We start from the raw sequence: 18,334 nt of genomic DNA, 5'->3' as shown, positions 1-18,334 counted from the left end.
GCTCCTTTAAAAGGGGTGAGAGCACATTATCCTTGACAGAATCTGGCGTAGTTTCTGTAATCAGGCAATCAATAACGATTTTCGGCCAAACTATGTTGATGACCGCTGAACCTCTTCGCCATCCATCGGGCTATCGAACCGACTGGCATGCGCACGCCACCGGCCAGCTCTGCCGTATTACCTCGGGCCTGCTGATTATCGAGACCGAAAAGGGGCGCTGGGTGGTGCCGCGAGAGCATATCGGCTGGATCCCGGCTGGGTTGCGTCATGCCGCGCTGTCGGAAAGCGCCATTGAGGGCCAGTCTCTGTATCTGGATTCAGCCGGTTGTTCAGCCCTGCCCGAGCAACCGGCAGTCTTTGAACCGGAAAAGCTGTGCGAGGCGCTGTTCCTGCGGCTGTGCCAGGCGGGCGAGGGGGCAGATCCGCAGATGATCTCCATGCTCACCCGCGAGCTGGCTCTGTCCCGGCAGGATCGCTTTCGGTTGCCGATGCCCGCTCACCCGCGTTTACTGAAAATCGCGCGCACGCTGCTGAACGCCGTGGACGATGTGCTCCCGGTGGAAGAGTATGCACGCCAGTCCGGGATGAGCGTGCGCACGTTTCACCGGCAGTTCAGCGCCGCAACGGGCATGAATTTTGTGAACTGGCGGCAGCTGGCCCGTGTGATCAGGGCGATGGAGTGGCTGGAGGAGGGAAAACCCGTGGGATGGATTGCGCTGTCGTGCGGCTACAACAGCATCAGCGCATTCATTGAGGTCTTTCGCACCTACACCGGCAAAACGCCGGGACAGTGGGGGGTTACAACAAACCCTTCTGCGTAAACGTAAAACGGGTAGCCTCGTTAAGATCCAGCGTTTTTAAGGCCTCCGGCTGCATCCACGCGATCTCCTGAAACTCTTCGTTAAAGGTCACATCGCGGTTGGCGCTGACGCAGTCGAAGATAAGGTAAATCATATAGATCTCTTCGGTGCTGCCGTCGGCATAGGTTTTCACCCGGATATCATCGCGAAACGCCCAGGGTTTGACGGCGGTGATCTCAAGCGCATCGCCCAGCTCTTCGCGAATTTCGCGCCGCAGCGCCTGCTCCATGGTTTCACCCGGTTCCATACCGCCGCCCGACAGCGCCCACTGGCCAGGAAACACACCGCGATCCGCCGCCATTTTGCACAGCAGATAGGTCCCGTCGTTCTGGATAATCGGACAAACAATCGTTCTCTGGCGCATGTTCACTCCCTGAATTTTTTATGTTGGCGCTACTGTAGCAGAGTTCAGGCGATGTCCTGCTGGTGAGATTTTCGTTTTGCCAGAACCTCCGCAACTGTTTTGATTCGGCCCAGCTCTTCCTGAGTGCGCATATTGTTCTGCACCTCCCAGATATCCACATTTTGCTGCAAGTTGAGCCAGAACTCGATGGAGGTATCAAACACTCTGGCGAGGCGTAGCGCCATGTCGGCGGTCAGCTTGCGGTTGTTATTGACCAGCGCACTAATGGTATTACGGTGCACGTTAAGCATGTCGGCCAAATCTGCGATTTTAAGATCTAGCGGTTCAAGGTATTCGTACTGCAACACATCGCCCGGCGTGGTGGGTTTGCGGGTTGCCTGCGGGAGAGTCATGGAGTGTTACCTCACTATTTATAAGGCTTATATTTATGCGGGGCGAGGTAGATATCTTCGGCTTTCCCCGCCACCCATTTGAATATCAGCCTGTACTGTTTGTTAACCCGTATTGAAGAAAAGCCCGTCATCGGAGGATTCAATTCTTCGTACATATTGCCCGGTGGAGAGCGCAGATCTCTGTGTGACGTGGCGGCATTGATGATGTCCAGTTTTCTCGCCAGGGCGGCTTCAATGCTCGACGGGAATATTTTGTGAGATTTCCCATACAGAAAAAAATCTTCAAGCCACTGATCGCGAAAGTTTTTAATGTTCTTCAACATAATGCATGTTAGCTCCGATCCCTGTGAAGCTGTGGTGATATTATTGCACAGCCGCACTGTGCACAAGTGCGATCCTGCTGTTTTCTAATTTATCGGAATTAGACCCGTGTTGCCTTATGCCTGCAAGGCCAGAGAAACATACGCCTGGTAGAGAGGCGCTGGAAAGGGGAGGAAGAGGAAGAAATGTCATACTGCGAAGCGGATTCAGAAAATACGGGATGGCAGGCTGCACCGGTGCAAGAGTCGAAAAAACAGATCGGGTGGTGCGGTACTTACCCGACCTGACAGCTTGTAGGCCCGGTAAGCATCAGCACTACCGGGCTTTTTTACTGGCGACGCATCCCCATTACCGCTCCCGCAGCGCCTCTTTCGCCCGGTTAAACGGCTTAATCATATAATCCATCACCGATTTCTCTCCGGTTTTGATATCCACCGTGGCAATCATCCCAGGCACAATCGAGAATTTGCGCCCCGCTTTATTGACCAGATAATCCTGGCTGGTGCGGATAAACACCCGGTAATAGAATACTTCGGGTTTGGCTTCGTCCTGAATGGTGTCTGGCGAAATGGTTTCGACCACGCCGTGCAGCCCGCCGTAGATGGCGTAATCGTAGGCGGTGATTTTAACCAGCGCTTTTTGCTCCGGGTGGATAAAGGCGATATCGCGCGGTGACAGGCGGGTTTCGATCAGCAGGTGATCGTCCACCGGCACAATCTCCATCAGCTCGCCGTTCGGGGGGATAACCCCGCCGATGGTCGTCACCTTGATATTTTTCACGATCCCACGCACCGGCGATCGCACGGTCAGGCGCGTCACGGAATCCTCGCGGCCTTTCAGCACCGCCGAGACCATATCGACTTCCGCATTGGCTTTCGACAGCGCCTCGCGGGCCTGCACGTAGTACTGCGAACGCACGTCCGTCAGCTTCAGTTCCAGATCGCTTTTTTGCCGCTGCAGGCGTAACTCCTCCACGTGGCTGGCCGCTCCGGTTTTGATCAGCCGCTGGGTGATAGCCAGCTCTTTATTCGCGAGGCTCAGGGCAGCTTTTAGCTCGCGCTGAGTGTCCTCCAGCTGCGCGCGGCGCGAGGTGTAGAGCCGGGTTTCGGCGGCGATCAGCTCCGGCCACTGTTTCAGGGAGGGGGGAAAGACCAGCGGCAGATCGTTCACTTCGGCGGTGAGGCGTACGCTGGAGGCCAGCGATGCACGATAGCGCGCCGCGCTTTCACCAACGTTAGATTCCGAACGCGTGGGATCGAGTCGCGCCAGCACCTGACCCGCCTGCACCACGTTGCCTTCGCGCACGTTCAGTTCGGTCAGGATCCCGCCATCGAGGGACTGCAGTACCTGCTCGCGCGAGCTGGGGATCACTTTCCCCGTCCCGGTTGAAACCTCGTCGAGAATGCCAAACCACGCCCACACGCCGACGATAATAAACAGCAGCAGGGAGAGGATCACGATGCGCCGCGCGCCGGAGTAACCGCTTTCGGAGTCGAGAGCGTTATCGAGATCGTCCATCGCCGCGACATCACGCTGACTGATTTTCATTTTTCCACTCCCGTCCGTTTGCCTGTTGCTGCATGCGGCTGTTGCTCAGGGCCTGCGCTTTTGGCGCGTCCATCACCAGCATGCCCTCTTTCAGCACCACCACGCGCTCCACCAGCTCCAGCACCGGCACGCGGTGGGTGGCGACGATCAGCGTCCGGTTGCCGAGCCACGCGCCGAGATGCTGAAGAAACTCGCGCTCCGTGTGCTCATCCAGTGAGGCGGTCGGTTCATCGAGCAGCACGATATTGGGATCGCGCAGGAACATGCGCGCCAGCAAAATCGACTGACGCTGCCCGCCAGACAGCCCCACGCCGTACTCCATGATCGGATAGTCGAGACCTTTCGGCAGCTTTTGCACAAAGCTCGCCGCACCGCACATCTCCAGCACGGCGAAGATCTCTTCATCCGTGGCGCGCGGCATCCCAAGCGTGATGTTCTCCCGCAGAGTGCCGTAGAACAGCCGCGCGTTTTGGGTCATAAAGCCGACGTTGCGCCGCAGATCCGCGACGTCCAGATGCGGCAGACTAAGGTTGTCGAGCCGCAGCTCGCCGCCTGCCAGATCCATTCCGCCCGACAGCGCCTGTAACAGGGTGGATTTCCCTGCGCCGTTACGCCCGAGGATCGCCACTTTCTCGCCGGGTTTGATCTCCAGGCGGTTAATGCGCAGGGCCATACGCGGATCTTCCGGGTGATAGCGAAACTGCGCCTGATCAAACAGGTAGTGCCCGCGCAGCACGTCCTGGCGGATCGGCGTCTCTTCGCGCTGGTTTTCCGTTGGCAGCTGCATGATGCTGTCCAGCCCCTCTTTGGCGGCTTTCACCTGCTGCCAGCGCGCCAGCACGCCGCACAGTGTCGCCATCGGGGCGATCATCCGCGACGCCAGCATCGAGGCCGCCACCACCGAACCGGTGGTTAAGGTGCCGTCGATCACCATCGGCGCGCCGACCACGATCACCCCGGCGTACACCAGGCTTTGAATGGTCATCCCCCAGCTGATCAGGTTTTGCGTCAGTTCGCGGGTGCGCAGGCCGGACTCAGCGGTGATCTGGATATAGCTATTCCACTGCTGCAAAAAGCGGTTTTCCGCCTGCATCAGCTTGATGTCCTCCAGCCCTTGTACGCTCTCGACCAGCACCGCGTTGCGCAGGGTCGATTCATGGGCCGACTGCTTCGCCAGCGCCGCGAGTTTTTTCTGCAGCAGCAGGCCGGGCAGCACCATCAGCACGGCAGCGACGGGGGCGATCCAGGCTAATTGCGGCGCGATGATCGCCAGCACCACCACGAACAGGAAGAAGAACGGCAGATCGACGATGGTGGAAATGGTGGAAGAGGTGACCATCTCGCGGATCTGCTCCAGCTCGCGCAGCTGCGAAATAAAGCTCCCGGTTGAGCGCGGGATCGCGCTGTTACGCAGGCGCAGGGCGTGGCCAAACACCCGATCCGACACCCGCAGATCGGCGCGTTTTCCCAGCAGGTCCATGATGTGGCCGCGCGCGACACGCAGCACAAAGCCAAACAGCGTGGCGATCAGCACGCCGATGGTCAGCACGTAAAGCGTCGGATAGGACTGGGCGGGGATCACCCGGTCGTAAACCTGCATTGAAAACACGATCCCGGAGAGGGAGAGGACGTTGATGAACAGCGCCGCCAGCATCACCCAGGTGTAGGGACGCATGTCGCGCATCACCAGCCGGTAGAGCCAGTCGGGGCGGTATTTGGAAATATAGGCATCCACGCGGCTGTCTTTTAGCGCCGCCAGCGGCCGCAGGGCGACCACGTGACGAATGGCGGGCAGCAGAGCAGTCATCGACACGCGGTTGTTGTGCGGTGTGGTGTCGATAAAGTTGATATCAAGGGTGTCGTCGCCGTCGAAATGTTCAATGACGCCGATTTTGCCCTCGTTAAGCTCCACCACCACCGGCAGTTTCCAGCTGTTGATGGACTGCTCCGTGGCGGTCAGCAGCTGAAAGGAAAGTCCTGCCTCGCGCGCCAGTTGAGTCAGCGCCGGTACCATGGGTTTGCCCTTCAGCCATGGCGCCCCGGCCACCAGTGCGCCAGGGGAGCAGGCCACGCGATAGCGGCTGGCGACATAGCCAAACGCCTGCGCCCAGTGCTCCAGCGTCTCTTCGGGAATACTTTCGTCCTGCGGATTATCGGTTTGCTTCATGGCTGGATCTCCACAGTCTGAATGGTGCGGTTCTCAAGATCGAACGAATGACGCAAAAGGCCCGTGTTGTACAGGCAGCTCAGCTCCAGCTGGTGGAGCTGTCCGGCGGTTTGCTGCTGAGTGAAACGTGCCTGATACACTTCCTGCTCAGCGTTGAGCACGTCGAGCAGCGGCCGTGAGCCGAGATCGAGATATTGCTGTTGATAGAGTTCGCGGGTGCGGACGCTGAGCGCCTCCTGCCGGGCCTGGATTTGCAGGGTGCTCAGCAGGCTCATCACCTGGCTGCGCGATTCAAGCAGCTTCTGGCGCACGTCAAGGCGGGTGCGTTGAATGGTTGACTGCGCGGCTTCAACGGCATGTCCGGCGGCGTTACGCCGGGCGGTAAGACCACCGCCCTGATAGAGCGGCATCTGCACTTTGACCCACGCGGAATACTGGGTGCGATCCAGCGAATCGTTGCCCGCATAGCGGTCGTTGAGGTAGTGGCGCACTTCCGGCTCCAGCGAGACGGTCGGCGTCATTTGCGCGTTAGCATAGTCGAGATTGGCCTGCGCGACGTTGGCCTGCGCCCACGCGGAGAGCACGGCGGGCACCAGACGGTCGTCCGGCTCGGCGACGTCGCAGCTGCGGGCCAGTTTTGCCGGGAAATCGTTGCTGATGGTGTTCAGGCTGTTCCAGCCGAGAAAGCTCATCAGCGTGGCGCGGGAGCTGTCGAGGCTGGCCTGATACTGCATGAGCTGCGCCCGCGCGCCTTCGATACGGGCATCGGTCTGCACCACGTCCGAAAGGGAGCTTGCCCCTTCGTCGTTGCGCTGACGCGCCAGCGAGCCGATGGACGACAGCGCATCCAGCTGCTCTTTGGCGGTTTCCACCATTTGCTGCCAGGTCTGCACCTGCACCATTGCCAGGGCGGTATCGTGGGCGATGGTATCAATGCTCACCAGCACGTTGGCCTGCTGCTGCGCCACGCCCGCGCTTTCGGCTCGCACCTGGCTTGCCACTTTGCCAAAGTCGTAGAGCATTTGTGAAACAGAGAGCACCAGCGACGGGGTAAAGCCGTTGTCGCTGCCGTCGTGGGTATAGCCGCCGTCCATTCCCGCGTTGACCTGCGGATAGTATTTCGATTTGGCGACGTCGACCTGTTCTGATTGTTCGTAGAGTTTACCGACCGCTTCGCTGATGGTCGGATGCCAGCTGACGGCGCGGTTTACGGCATCGCCCAGCAGCAGCGTACCCGGAGCGGCTTTGTTGGCGACGGGCGCAACGCGGCCATTCAGGGACGGCAGCTCCTGTTCTTCACTCAGCAGGCCGGTGTTGATTACGCCCGCAGGGTTAGCCGCGAGAACGGGCACAGATATCAGGCAGCACGAGAGCCACCAGTAAGGCATCTTCTTTCCCATGTCATGTCCCTAATAAATTTGTACTTTTTATTCTTGATGCCCGGGCGCTGAACGCCCGGGTCAGTTGTGTTGTGCTATCAGGTAATGATGTTGTGGTGCTGATTAACCAGTTCGTCGTAGCTACTCTGTACGTTGTCCAGAGTGACCAGCGTCGTATTAGTGTAGGTGCTCCCCGTACCGTCACGATCGATGGAGATCACAGTGTTGTTACCGCTGGTGGTGACATGCACGTAGTTCCCAAGCGTGGATGCCTGTCCGTTCCAGCCCACCAGCAGATCGCCGATATCAATTTTGTCCCCCTGGCTGATGGAGAAGTTGGTCCAGTGATCCCCGGTGCTGTTGCCCGCCGTGGCGTTACCCACGGTGTTGTTCAGCACCTGATAAATCAGGGTATCGCCGTAAGCTGTCCCATTGATCACGTCGTTATGCTCAGAGCTGATGAACTGCGGCGCCATGTTGATGGTCAGCGACGCGCTGTCCGTTTTCCCTGCCGTGTCCGTCAGGGTGTAGTTGAAGACCTCCTTCGAGGTGATGCTGGAGAGCGACACGCCGGTGTTGAGCGTGTAGGTGTAATGACCGTCAGCGCCGATGGAGAGCGTGCCGTAGTGTCCCTGAATGGTCACATTCGCGGCGCTGGTGGTGTACGGGTCGAGGGTGGTGGTCACGCCGTTGTAACCAGTGATACTCAGACGGGTATCCACCGAGTGCAGCTGATCCATTGCCCCCTGCGAATCGGTGCCGTCAAAGATGTTGCCGTTAACGGTGTGCCCGCTGGTGGAATCGAACTGATTGAGCGAGTAGGTGGTCCCCACCACGTCCGGGGTGATGGTGATTTGCCCCACCGCCAGCGCGCCCATCTTCCCGGTGTAGGAGAGGGTGTAAGTGCCCGCCTCCAGATCCAGCCCGTTCAGGTTGATGGTTGCCGTGCCGCCCAGCAGTAATCCGCCGTTGAACGAACCGCTGCGCACGGTAGTGGCACCGTTCGACAGCACCCAGTCCACCGTCAGGCCGCCGAGCGAGAGCAGCGAGGCGACGTTAAAGTGCAGGACCACGTTATGCAGGGCGGTGTTAGCGTCGACCACGAAGGTACCGCTGCCGCTGCCCTGGGTTGCCGCCAGCAGAGCCGCCGTCCAGGTGGCGTTGCCGACGGTGGTGTCCGAGTAGGCCGCCGTATGGTGCACCGACGTCACATCCATCACCGAGCTCACGTCGTTGACCGCATCCATCGCCCGTGGAGTTGGGGTGATGTTGAGGGACGCCGTGTCTTTATCGCCGTTTGGCGCCGTCACCGTATAGACGAAGGTGTCCGGCGTCTTGATGTGATCGGCCCCGACGCCGCTGTTCAGGGTATAGGTGTATTTACCGTCCGCATTGATGGTCAGGGTGCCATATTCCCCCTGAATGGTGGTGACGCCCGTACCGTTGACCGCCACGCCGTTCACCGCCGTGACGTGGGTGCCCGCCGGAATAATATCATCCGCCAGCACGTCGCCGGTGGTGCTGCCGCCGACGCTTGAGACGGTGTAAACATGGTCTTCCAGTACGTTAAGGGTGTAGGCCGTCAGCGCCGTGATACCGGCTGCGGTGTTCAGCAGGAACAGGTACTCCCCGGCCGGCAGGTTGAGCGTCAGGGTGCCCGACGTACCGCCCAGCAGCGGTGCGCGCAGCCAGCCTGGCTGAACGCGCATCTGCTCGAAGGTTTGCGTCGCGTCGTTGAATTTATAGACGTAAAGATCGAACACCGAAGCCAGCGCCACGCCGCCGACGGAGGCCTGGATGGTCATGGTGCGGGTGGTGCCTTCCGCCACGTTATAGATGATCGGATTGCTCAAATCATCGAGCAGATTCAGGCTCAGCGTGTTGCCCAGATTGACGCCCACCACGGTGAAGCCGCCCTGGGACGACGTGCCGTTGTTGATGGCGTGAACGCTGGTGTCGAAGGTGAAACTCGCGGAATCATCGACCGCCGTGACGCTGTTAGTGACGGTGTTGGCCCCGAGGGAGATCACCAGCTGCGCTGAGGCGGTGGAACCGTTATGCCCGATGGTGTAGGTGAAGCTCTCGGTCCGGCCCAGAATCGCGGCGCTGGTGTTGGTCAGGGTGTAGGTGTAGCTCCCGTTGAGGTTAATCGTCAGCGTACCGTACTGGCCCTGGATCACCGTGCCATCCGCCGTCACGTTCACCGTGTGGCCCTGGGAATCGGTGACGGCAGTGATGCGAGTGCCTGCCGGGGCGTTGTCGCTGCCGGTGGTTGGGTCATTGTCCAGAATGACGTTACCGGACTGGGTGGTCACACCCGTTACCGTCCCGGCGCTGGTTTCGGTGACATCCACGTCAAGACTGGTGTACGACCCGGTCGCCAGCAGGTTGGTGTTGTAGCTGAGTACACGGTACTGGCCCTCGGTCAGCCCGGTCATGTTAAGGGTGACGCCGTTGGCGCCCAGCGTCAGCAGGTTGGCGAACTGCGGCAGACCGGTATCCACCACCGTGGTCCAGGTACCGTTGACCGCATCCCAGCGCTGCACCACCACTTCCAGGGTGTTGAGCAGCGACAGCACCACGCCTGTGGCATCGGCGTTAATCGAGATATCCGCATTCCCGCCTGCACCCACGGTAAAGCCGACCTGCGCCGTATCGTTGCCGAGCAGGGTGAGCACGTTACCGAGCGCCCCGACCAGCAGGAATCCGTAATCGCTGTACTGGGCGTTGGTCACCGTGGCGTCGGAGGTGAGCGCCAGCTCCTCGACGTTGGAACTTGCCGACAGCGGCACAACCGGCGCCAGCGCAGAGCCTGGCGTCGAGGTGTTGCCTGCCGCGTCGGTGGCGGTGATTTGCAGGGTCTGGCCTTCCGTCTGTTTATTGAGGAAGGTGTAGCTGTAGGTGCCTCCGGCGTTCGCCGTAGTGGTCACCAGGGTGCCATCCGCCAGGCGAATCGTCACGGTGCTGCCCGCTTCTGCGCTGCCCGTCAGCACGCTGCCGTCGGCGTTAAAGGTTCCGTTCGGCGCATTCGGTGCGACGGTATCAACGATAACGGTGGTCGGAATCGAGACCGGCCCGGTGCCGCCGATGACGTTGGTCGCCGTGGCGGTAAAGGCGTGAGAACCCTCGCTCAGTGCAGGCGTAGTGAAGGTCCAGTTACCGTTGATATCCGTGGTCGTGGTGCCCATCGCCACGCCGTTGTTATACAGCGTGATGGTGGAGTTCGGCTGCGCCGTCCCGCTCAGGGTTGGCGTCGTGTCATCCGTGGCTTTGCCGTTGGTCAGATTACCGGTAATGGTCCCCACGTTGTCGTTGACGGTGGTGATCAGCGGCGCATTCGGCAGGTTGGTGAATGGCGCGGTGACGCTCTGGGTATTGCCTGCGTTCCCGGCTTTATCCGTGGCAAAGGCCAGCAGCGTTTCGCCGTTGGTCTGCGCCGGTGAAATGGTGACGTTGAAAGCCCCGCTGCCGTCCGCCGTCGCCGTGCCGAGCACCGTTCCGGTGCTGCTGGTAATGGTGACAGTGCTGCCTGCTTCCGCCAGGCCCGTGACGTGGGTGCCGTTACTGATTACGGCCAGCGTGCCCGGCAGCCCCGGAGCAACCGTATCCACCACAATCGAGGTGATGGATGATGGTGCGCTGGTATTGCCCGCCGCGTCGGTGGCGGTCGCGGTAAAGTTGTGCTGCCCGTTGGTCAGCGTGGTGGTGGTCTGTGGCAGAGTCCAGTTGCCGTTGGTGTCCGCGGTGACGGTGCCGACCAGCGTCGTGCCGTCATAAATCCGCACCACCGCGTTAGGCTCACTGGTCCCGCTCAGCGTCGGCTGGGTGTCGTTGGTCGGGTTGCCGTTAATCACCGGCCCGGTGACAGTACCGACATCGTCCACGACCGAGGCGATCACTGGCGCCGTTGGCGCAGTCGCATCGACATTGACCACAAAGGCCGTTGTCGGGCCACTGGCGTTACCCGCGGCGTCGGTGGCGGTGATGGTCAGCGGATGCAGCCCGTCGCCCAGCGCCGGTGACGGCGTAAAGGACCACGCACCTCCTGTGGCTGTGACGGTGCCAATCAGCACGCCGTTATCAAAGATTTTCACCGTCGATCCCGCTTCGGCTGTCCCGGTGAGCGTCGGCTGTGCATCGTTGGTGAGCTGGCCGCTGGTCAGGTTGGTGACGGTTCCGACGTCATCCACCACGGAAACCAGTACCGGAACGGCCGGCGGCGTGAGGTCGACATTCAGGGTAAAGGTTGCCGACGGATCGCTGTTGTTGCCCGCCGCGTCGGTCGCCTGGGCAATAAAGGCATGCGGTCCCGCGCCAAGTGCGGTGGTGAGCGTCACCGCCCAGTTCCCGCTGGCGTCCGCCGTGGTGGTGGCTATCACCAGGCCATTTTCGAGGATATTGATGCTGGCGTTCGGCTCGCTGGTCCCGATCAGGCGAGGGAGCGTGTCGTCAGTGGTCTGGCCGCTGCCGAGCGGGCCAGTGACGGTTCCTGCATCGTCAAGCGCCTGAGTGATAACCGGTGCCAGCGGTGCAACAGTATCGACGATCACCGTGAAGCCCGGCGAGGCCACGCTGACGTTGCCCGCCGCGTCGGTCGCGGTGGCGGTCCAGGTATGGCTGCCGTTGCTCAGCGGGTTCGGCGGGGTGAAGCTCCATTCGCCCGAGCCGTTAGCCTGCACGGTGCCGACCTGCACGCCGTTTTCATAGATGATGATCGTGGCGTTGTTCGCCGCCGAGCCGTTCAGCTGTGGCCGGGTGTCGTCGGTGGTCTGTCCGGACAGAACCGGGTTCAGCACGCTGCCGACGTCATCGGTGGCGTTAATAATGGTCGGTGCCGCTGGCGGCTGGGTATCCACCGTCAGATCGAAGGTGGTGGAGGTGGTGCTGGTATTGCCCGCCGCGTCGGTGGTGCTGAGGGTGATGGTGTGTGGCCCGTCAGCCATCGGTGCGGTTGGCGTGAAGGTCCAGTTCCCCTGGGCGTTCACCACTGCGGTGCCGAAGGGTTGTCCATCGTTGAGCAGGGTGACGGTCGCCCCGACTTCGCCGGTACCGTTGAAGGTTGGACGGTTGTCATTGGTGGTGCCGTTTTCAGGAATCGTGCCGGTGACCGGGCCGACGTCATCCTGCACCGTGGTAAGCACCGGCGCGTCTGGCGGCGTGGTGTCGACGGTGAAGGAGAAGACCGGCGAGTTAGCGGAGACGTTACCCGCTGCATCGGTGGCATTGACCCTGATGTTATACAGGCCATCCGTCAGCCCGTTTGGCGGTATAAAGGTCCACGAACCGTTAATGACCTCCGCGGTGCCAATTTCTACGCCGTTATTCAGAATATGAACGGTGCTGCCCGTGACGCCCGTCCCGGTGAAGGTTGGCGTGGCGTCGTTAGTGACCTGTCCTGCGGTCAGATTCCCGACCACGCCGCCCTGAATATCATCGGCGACGGCGCTGAGTACCGGCACTGCGGGTGGGGTCAGATCGACAATCACGTTATAGCTGTTGGAGCTGGTGCTGACGTTCCCTTGTGGATCGGTCGCGACCACCGTAAAGGTGTGTGAGCCTTCGGTGAGCGGCGTGGTGGGGGTGAAGGTCCAGTTCCCCAGATTATTAGCGGTGGCGGTGCCAATCTGGGTGCTGCCTTCGAAAATCGCCACGCTGCTGTTGGCTTCTGCCGTGCCCGAAAGGGTCGGCGTGGTGTCGTTGGTGGTGCCCCCGGTTGGGACATTCCCGGTCACGGTGCCGACATTATCGTCTGCCCCGACAATGACCGGCGTGGTGGAGACCGTATCGACCACGATGTTGAATGCCGGTGATTGTGCGCTTTCATTCCCCGCCGGATCGGTGGCGGAAATGGTCAGGGCGTGGTTGCCTTCTCCCAGCGCACCGCCTGGCGTAAAGCTCCAGGTGCCCGTCGAGCCGACAACCACGGTGCCAATGGCGGTACCGTGGTTGTAGATGGTAATGGTGTCGCCCGCCGTTGCGGTGCCGCTCAGGGTTGGGCGACTGTCGTTGGTGGTTTGACCGCTGGTGAGCGGCCCGGTACCAGGGCCGACATCATCGGTCACTGCGCCGAGCACCGGTGTACCAGGCGCGGTGAGATCGATGGTTACGGTAGCCGCCGGGGAGAGACCGCTCGTCAAACCGCCCACGGTGGTGGTGGCGGCAAAGCTGTGTGGCCCCTCGCCGAGCGGAATCAGCGAGCTGGTCGTCCACTCGCCGGTTGGGCTGGCGGTGACAACGGCGTATGGCACCAGACCCCCGTCAAGGTAGATGGTCACAATGCTGTTCGGTGGGGCGGTCCCGCTCAGGACTGGCGTGGTGTCGTTGGAACTTGCCCCTTTCACTTCGACGGTGCCATTCGTGCCGTTGTCATCAATGATCGACGTGATGGTCGGGACGGCTGGCAGATCCGGCGTGTCTGTGACTTGATAACCCGTTGGGCCGCTGACGTTGCCTGCCGCATCGCTGGCCGTGACGGTGAGGGTGGTTTCGTTGGTCTGTGCCGGTGACAGGGCAATGGAGTAATTGCCGCCCGCATCGGCCACACCGCGGCCCAGTTCAACGCCATTTTCCCCTTTCACGATTACCGTGGAACCGGCTTCTGCGGTCCCGGTCAACGGTGTGCCTTCGATTGCGAGACTGCTGACGACCGGTGCGTCTGGCGCATCCGTATCAACGGTCACGGTAACCGGCGCGCTCGGGGTGGCGTTCCCGGCGGCGTCAGTGGCCGTGACGATAATGGTATGAGGCGCATCGCTCAGCGCCGAGCCGTCTGGCAGCGTCAGCGTCCAGTTGCCGTTAGCGTCCACGGTGGCCTGTAGCGGCGCACCCCCATCAACAGAAACGGTAATGGTGCTCCCGACCTCGGTTTTCCCGCTGATGGTTGGCGTGTTGTCATTGGTGTACAGCACACCGTTCGCCAGCGTGCTGCTGGAGATCGTATCAATCTGCGGCGTCGTCGGGGCGACCGTATCCACCGTGATGGTGTACACCGGGCTGGTGCCGCTGACGTTACCCGCCGCATCGACGGAGGAGACAGTCAGGTTCAGCGCGCCGTCAGCGACGGTTGGGCTGGTCCAGGTCCAGGTGCCGTTGGTAACGTTGACGCGGTCAACTTCGACCCCGTTGTTATAGATAATCACCGTGTCGCCGCTGGTGCCCGTTCCGCTGATGGTCGGCGTGGTGTCTGATGTCGAACCGCCGCTCGCGACGGTGCCAGCGGTGATTGCCGGCGTCAACGGAGGCGTGGTATCCACGGTTATGGTCACCACCGGGGAGACGTCCGAGATATTCCCCGCTTCGTCCGTGGCGGTGGTGGTGAAGGCATGGGTGGTTTGCGTCAGCGGGGTGTCTGGCCGCCAGCTCCAGCTGCCGTCCGCGCCAACGGTGACGCGCCCGACCTCCTGCTTCGGCGCACCGCCGACGCTGTCGTAAATAATAATCACGTCGTTCGCCACACCGGTGCCGCTCAGCACCGGACGCGAATCGTTGGTGCTGTCGCCGTTGTCGACCGGCCCGGTGATTTGGCTGACGTTATCGGTGACGACCGGTGCGGTTGGCGTGGCAGGCGGGTCCGTATCAATCACGATGGTGACTGGCTGGGATGGCGCGCTTTCGTTGCCCGCGCCGTCTTGATTGGTGACCGTCAGGGCGACATCGTAAGAGCCGTTTGGCAGCGCCTGAGTCGGCGTCCAGCTCCATGTTCCGTCCTGCTGAACGGTGACCACATCGGGCTGTTTGACGCCATCAATGTAGATCGTGACCGTATCGCCCGGTGTACCGGTGCCGCTTAAGGTCGGCGTGGTGTCGCGGGTGGCTTCGCCCGGATTGAGCGGCGTGCCGGTCGGCAGGCCGTCCGGATTCACGGTGACGTCCGGAGAATCTGGCGTCGCAGGGGCCACGGTATCCACCACCAGACTAAACGGCGGTGAGGCGGTGGCGTTGCCTGCGGAGTCGGTCGCGACCACCGTCAGGGAGTGAGTGCCGTTGGTGAGCGGAGTGGTGGGGGTAAAGCTCCAGCCACCGTTACCGTCAAGCGTGGCAGTGCCGAGCAGAGTTGTGCCGTCGTAAACGGTAATAATCGTATCCGGCGGGGCGGTCCCCGTCATCGCAGGAAGGGTTTCGTCCGTCGGTGTGCCGCTGGTGACCGGGCCGGTGACAGCGCCGGAATTATCGGTGACCGTACCGATCGACGGCGCCGGTGGTGGCGTGGTGTCTACGATGATCTGGAAACCGTTTGAAACCGTGCCGACGTTCCCGGCCTGATCGATCGCGACGGCGGTGAGCGTATGCGGCCCACCCTGTGGGAGCGCCAGCGTCGGGGTAAAGGTCCATGCCCCGCCGCTGCTGACCAGCGCGGTGCCGATCTGCACGCCGTCCAGACGAATGCTGATGGTGGCGCCCGGTTCGCCCGTACCGTTGAGCGTCGGACGGGAGTCGTTGGTGATTTCACCCGTATCCAGCGGGCCGGTTCTGCCCGGGACATCGTCAACGACGGAGGTGATTACCGGTGCGGCAGGGATCACGCTATCAACCGTAATGCTCCAGCTGTTCGACGTGCCGCTGGCATTTCCGGCGTCGTCGATCGCGGTGGCGGTCAGGACGTGGCCGCCCTCGCGCAGGTGGACCGAAGGCGTAAATTCCCAGTTACCGCTTTGGGGAATGACGAGGGTGCCGATTTGATCGGAACCGCTGAACAGATAGAGCGTGGTGCCTGGCTCGCCGGTGCCGCGAATGGTCGGCGTCGGGTCGTTAGTCAGGCCGCCGTTGGCGACATCACCCACCACATTAACGGCGTCATCGTAGACCGAGGTGATCTCCGGCGTTTGTGCCGGGGTGGTATCCGGTGCCGTTACCGGAGCCGTGGGTCCGGTGTTGTTGGCAAGGTCCGTGGCGTCAGCCGTCAGCTTTTCGCCGTTAACTTGCGGCGGCGAAAGGGTAACGGAAAAATCGCCGTTGTCGCCCGTTTTGCCGCTGCCGATTTCCACGCCATCCGGCCCTTTAATACTCACCGTGCTGCCCGGTTCGGCCTGGCCGGTGACGGTCGTGCCATCGTCAGAAACCACCAGATTCGTTGGCGCCAGCGGATCGGTTGTATCCGGCGCGTCGGCGTGCCCTGGCTGACTGTCGTTGCCCGCGGCGTCGCTTGCGATCACATCCAGCACTTCGCCATTGGTTTGCGGCGGGGAGACTGGCACGGTGAAATGGCCGTTAGCATCGGTAGTGCCGGTGCCAATCACGCCGCCGCCGGTGTCTTTGATGGTGACGGTGCTGTTTGGCTCGGCGTTTCCGCTAACGCTGGTCCCGTCACCTGAGACCGTCAGCCCTGTTGGCGGGTTAGGCGCGATGCTGTCACTGGCGGTGACCGTGCCCGGGATACTGGCATTTCCGGCAGCGTCGGAGGCGACGACCGAGAGGGTTTGCCCGTTATTTTGTACGGTATTCAGGTTGATGGTGTAGTTGCCGTTGCCATCCGCAACGCCGGTGCCGATCACACCGGTGCCGTTGCTGATGGTGATCGTGCTGTTCGGTTCAGCCGTGCCGGTGACCTGGTTCCCGGCGGGATTGAGGGTGACGGTCGGCTGGCCTGGCGCGATTGTGTCGACGATAAAGTTAATCTGCTGGGACAACCCGCTCTGGTTTCCGGCGGCGTCAATTTCACGCACGGTGACGGAGTGGGGGCCTTCCGCCAGCGGGCCGTCAGGCGCTACGCTCCACAGCCCGTTCGGGCCGACGGTGACTCTGCCCACTTCCACGCCGTTATCGTAAATAATAATCGTACTGCCCGGATCGCCACGGCCCGTGAGCCTCGGCTGGCTGGCGTCGGTTGTCTGGCCTGCTGTAACCGCGCCGCGTATGGAGCCGACTTCATCGTTCACCACAAAGGCCGATGGCGCGGCGGGCGCAGTCACATCGACATTAATCGTAAAGCCCGCTGAGGCGGGGCCGGTATTGCCCGCCACATCCGTGGCGCGCACCGTCAGCACATGGCTGCCTTCACTCAGATTGACCGACGGGGTAAAGCTCCAGCTGCCGTTCGCGGCAGCGGTGACGGTGCCAATCGCAATGCCGTTATCGTAGATCGTGACCGTTGAATTCGCTTCGGCAGTGCCCGTGAGCTGCGGGCGCTGATCGTTGGTGCTGCCGCCATTGTTCACCGGCCCGGTGACAGGATTGACGTCATCCGTGATGCTGGAGATCACAGGGGCCGTCGGCGCGACGGTATCCACCACAATGGTGATCCCCGCAGAAGGCGGGCTGGTGTGGCCTGCCGCATCGGTCGCGGTGGTGGTCAGGGTGTGGCTGCCGTTAGCCAGCGCGTTAGGCGGCGTGAAACTCCAGTTGCCGTTGGCATCCACTTTGGTGGTGCCGATTTTGGTGCCGTTGTCGAAGACAGTGATGGTGGTTCCGGCTTCGCCGATACCGCTCAGGGTAGGGCGCGCATCATCGGTTCGCTGCCCGTTATCCAGCGGGCCGGTTTCGCTGCCGACATCGTCGTTAACGATTAAAATGTCCGGTGCGTCGGGCGTGACCAGATCCGGGGCGGTCGCATGGGCCTCTTTACTGACGTTGCCGGAGGAGTCGGTCGCGGTGGCAGTAATCTGCTCGCCGTTGTTGAGCGAGGTGCCCAGTTCAATAGTGAATTTACCGTCGCTGCCGGTTTTACCGGTGCCGACCAGGTTTCCGTTCGCATCTTTCAGGGTGATGGTGCTGTTCGGTTCTGCCGTCCCGGTAACGATATTGCCGTCTGCCGAGAACTGCAGATTGGTCGGCGCGTCAGGCGGCGTGGTATCCGGGTCAGACGGGTTCCCCGGATTACCTGGGTTGCCGTTGCCATTATCATCGTCTCCGCCACCCCCTCCGCCACCGCCACCGCCGCCAGCGGCAAGCGCGATCCCACCTGCGACAGCGACGCCACCGAGCACCCACGGCCAGATCGCCGCGCCGCCCGTATCACCGGAGGAGGCCATCAGCGCATCGATCGAGGAAATCGCTTCATAGTGTTCTGTGGCGGCGGTGGGATCTTCAATCCACCACAGCGCGCCGTTGCCCTCTTCCAGCACCAGCTGGCTGGCGCCCTGAGCGTCTCCGACGTAGAAGTTTTTGAGGGTGATGGTTTCGCCCGAATTCAGGGTCACGATCAGGTCTTCGCCGCTGCGCGTGTAGTGTGAAATGTCGCCTCGCCCAACGTGGAGCTTCACAATAGAGGAGTGATCCAGAGTAACCTGAGTGCCTTCGGTGGTGGTTTCCACGCCAGTAAGTTTCGAAATGACAGAGATTTGGCTCATATTGATGACTCCCAACAG

8 protein-coding genes are annotated in these 18,334 nt (G+C 61.4%); 1 reads left to right on the top strand and 7 read right to left on the bottom strand.

The genetic code is table 11. The annotated features are described in order from the left end of the window. The first annotated feature begins 92 nt into the window (after nucleotides 1-92). A complete protein-coding gene (locus C0560_RS15880) occupies nucleotides 93-821 on the top strand; it encodes a helix-turn-helix domain-containing protein (RefSeq protein WP_248859033.1) in 729 nt (242 codons plus the stop codon). Here the strand turns inward: C0560_RS15880 and nudI are convergent. The 7 genes from nudI to C0560_RS15845 form a co-directional block, all read right to left on the bottom strand. Next, nucleotides 799-1,224, bottom strand: a complete 426-nt coding sequence (gene nudI, locus C0560_RS15875) for a nucleoside triphosphatase NudI (protein WP_248859031.1) — start codon at nucleotides 1,222-1,224, stop codon at nucleotides 799-801. The genes C0560_RS15880 and nudI overlap by 23 nt on opposite strands. Before the next feature lie 44 nt (nucleotides 1,225-1,268). Further along, complete coding sequence (locus tag C0560_RS15870) at nucleotides 1,269-1,616, bottom strand: HigA family addiction module antitoxin (RefSeq protein WP_248859029.1); 348 nt, start codon at nucleotides 1,614-1,616, stop codon at nucleotides 1,269-1,271. A 14-nt stretch (nucleotides 1,617-1,630) separates the two neighbouring features. Next, entirely contained in the window at nucleotides 1,631-1,939 is a 309-nt protein-coding gene (locus C0560_RS15865; protein WP_231275152.1) for a type II toxin-antitoxin system RelE/ParE family toxin, read from the bottom strand. 346 nt (nucleotides 1,940-2,285) lie between these two features. Continuing rightward, nucleotides 2,286-3,455: an HlyD family efflux transporter periplasmic adaptor subunit gene (locus C0560_RS15860; RefSeq protein ID WP_100780833.1), complete on the bottom strand. Its 1,170-nt coding sequence runs from the start codon at nucleotides 3,453-3,455 to the stop codon at nucleotides 2,286-2,288. A gap of 10 nt (nucleotides 3,456-3,465) precedes the next feature. Next, a complete protein-coding gene (locus C0560_RS15855) occupies nucleotides 3,466-5,652 on the bottom strand; it encodes a type I secretion system permease/ATPase (protein ID WP_248859028.1) in 2,187 nt (728 codons plus the stop codon). Further along, nucleotides 5,649-7,052: a TolC family outer membrane protein gene (locus C0560_RS15850; protein ID WP_100779226.1), complete on the bottom strand. Its 1,404-nt coding sequence runs from the start codon at nucleotides 7,050-7,052 to the stop codon at nucleotides 5,649-5,651. Before C0560_RS15850 ends, C0560_RS15855 begins: the two co-directional genes overlap by 4 nt. 77 nt (nucleotides 7,053-7,129) lie before the next feature. After that, the gene (locus tag C0560_RS15845; RefSeq protein WP_248859027.1) at nucleotides 7,130-18,316 is read right to left on the bottom strand and encodes a BapA/Bap/LapF family large adhesin; all 11,187 of its coding nucleotides are present in this window, start codon (nucleotides 18,314-18,316) and stop codon (nucleotides 7,130-7,132) included. Nucleotides 18,317-18,334: the final 18 nt, after the last annotated feature.

Origin of the sequence: Lelliottia sp. AC1 (genome assembly GCF_023278595.1) — a bacterium.
Taxonomy (GTDB): Bacteria; Pseudomonadota; Gammaproteobacteria; order Enterobacterales; family Enterobacteriaceae; genus Enterobacter; species Enterobacter nimipressuralis.
The sequence above is the reverse complement of the archived record's forward strand: the minus strand, read 5'-3'. Positions and strand labels throughout refer to the sequence as shown.

Excerpts from the sequence above, each read along its gene's own strand:
- C0560_RS15850 (WP_100779226.1), bottom strand. The coding sequence starts at position 7,052 with ATGGGAAAGAAGATGCCTTACTGGTGGCTCTCGTGCTGCCTGATATCT.
- C0560_RS15860 (WP_100780833.1), bottom strand. The coding sequence starts at position 3,455 with ATGGACGATCTCGATAACGCTCTCGACTCCGAAAGCGGTTACTCCGGC.
- nudI (WP_248859031.1), bottom strand. The coding sequence starts at position 1,224 with ATGCGCCAGAGAACGATTGTTTGTCCGATTATCCAGAACGACGGGACC.
- C0560_RS15855 (WP_248859028.1), bottom strand. The coding sequence starts at position 5,652 with ATGAAGCAAACCGATAATCCGCAGGACGAAAGTATTCCCGAAGAGACG.
- C0560_RS15870 (WP_248859029.1), bottom strand. The coding sequence starts at position 1,616 with ATGACTCTCCCGCAGGCAACCCGCAAACCCACCACGCCGGGCGATGTG.
- C0560_RS15865 (WP_231275152.1), bottom strand. The coding sequence starts at position 1,939 with ATGTTGAAGAACATTAAAAACTTTCGCGATCAGTGGCTTGAAGATTTT.
- C0560_RS15880 (WP_248859033.1), top strand. The coding sequence starts at position 93 with ATGTTGATGACCGCTGAACCTCTTCGCCATCCATCGGGCTATCGAACC.
- C0560_RS15845 (WP_248859027.1), bottom strand. The coding sequence starts at position 18,316 with ATGAGCCAAATCTCTGTCATTTCGAAACTTACTGGCGTGGAAACCACC.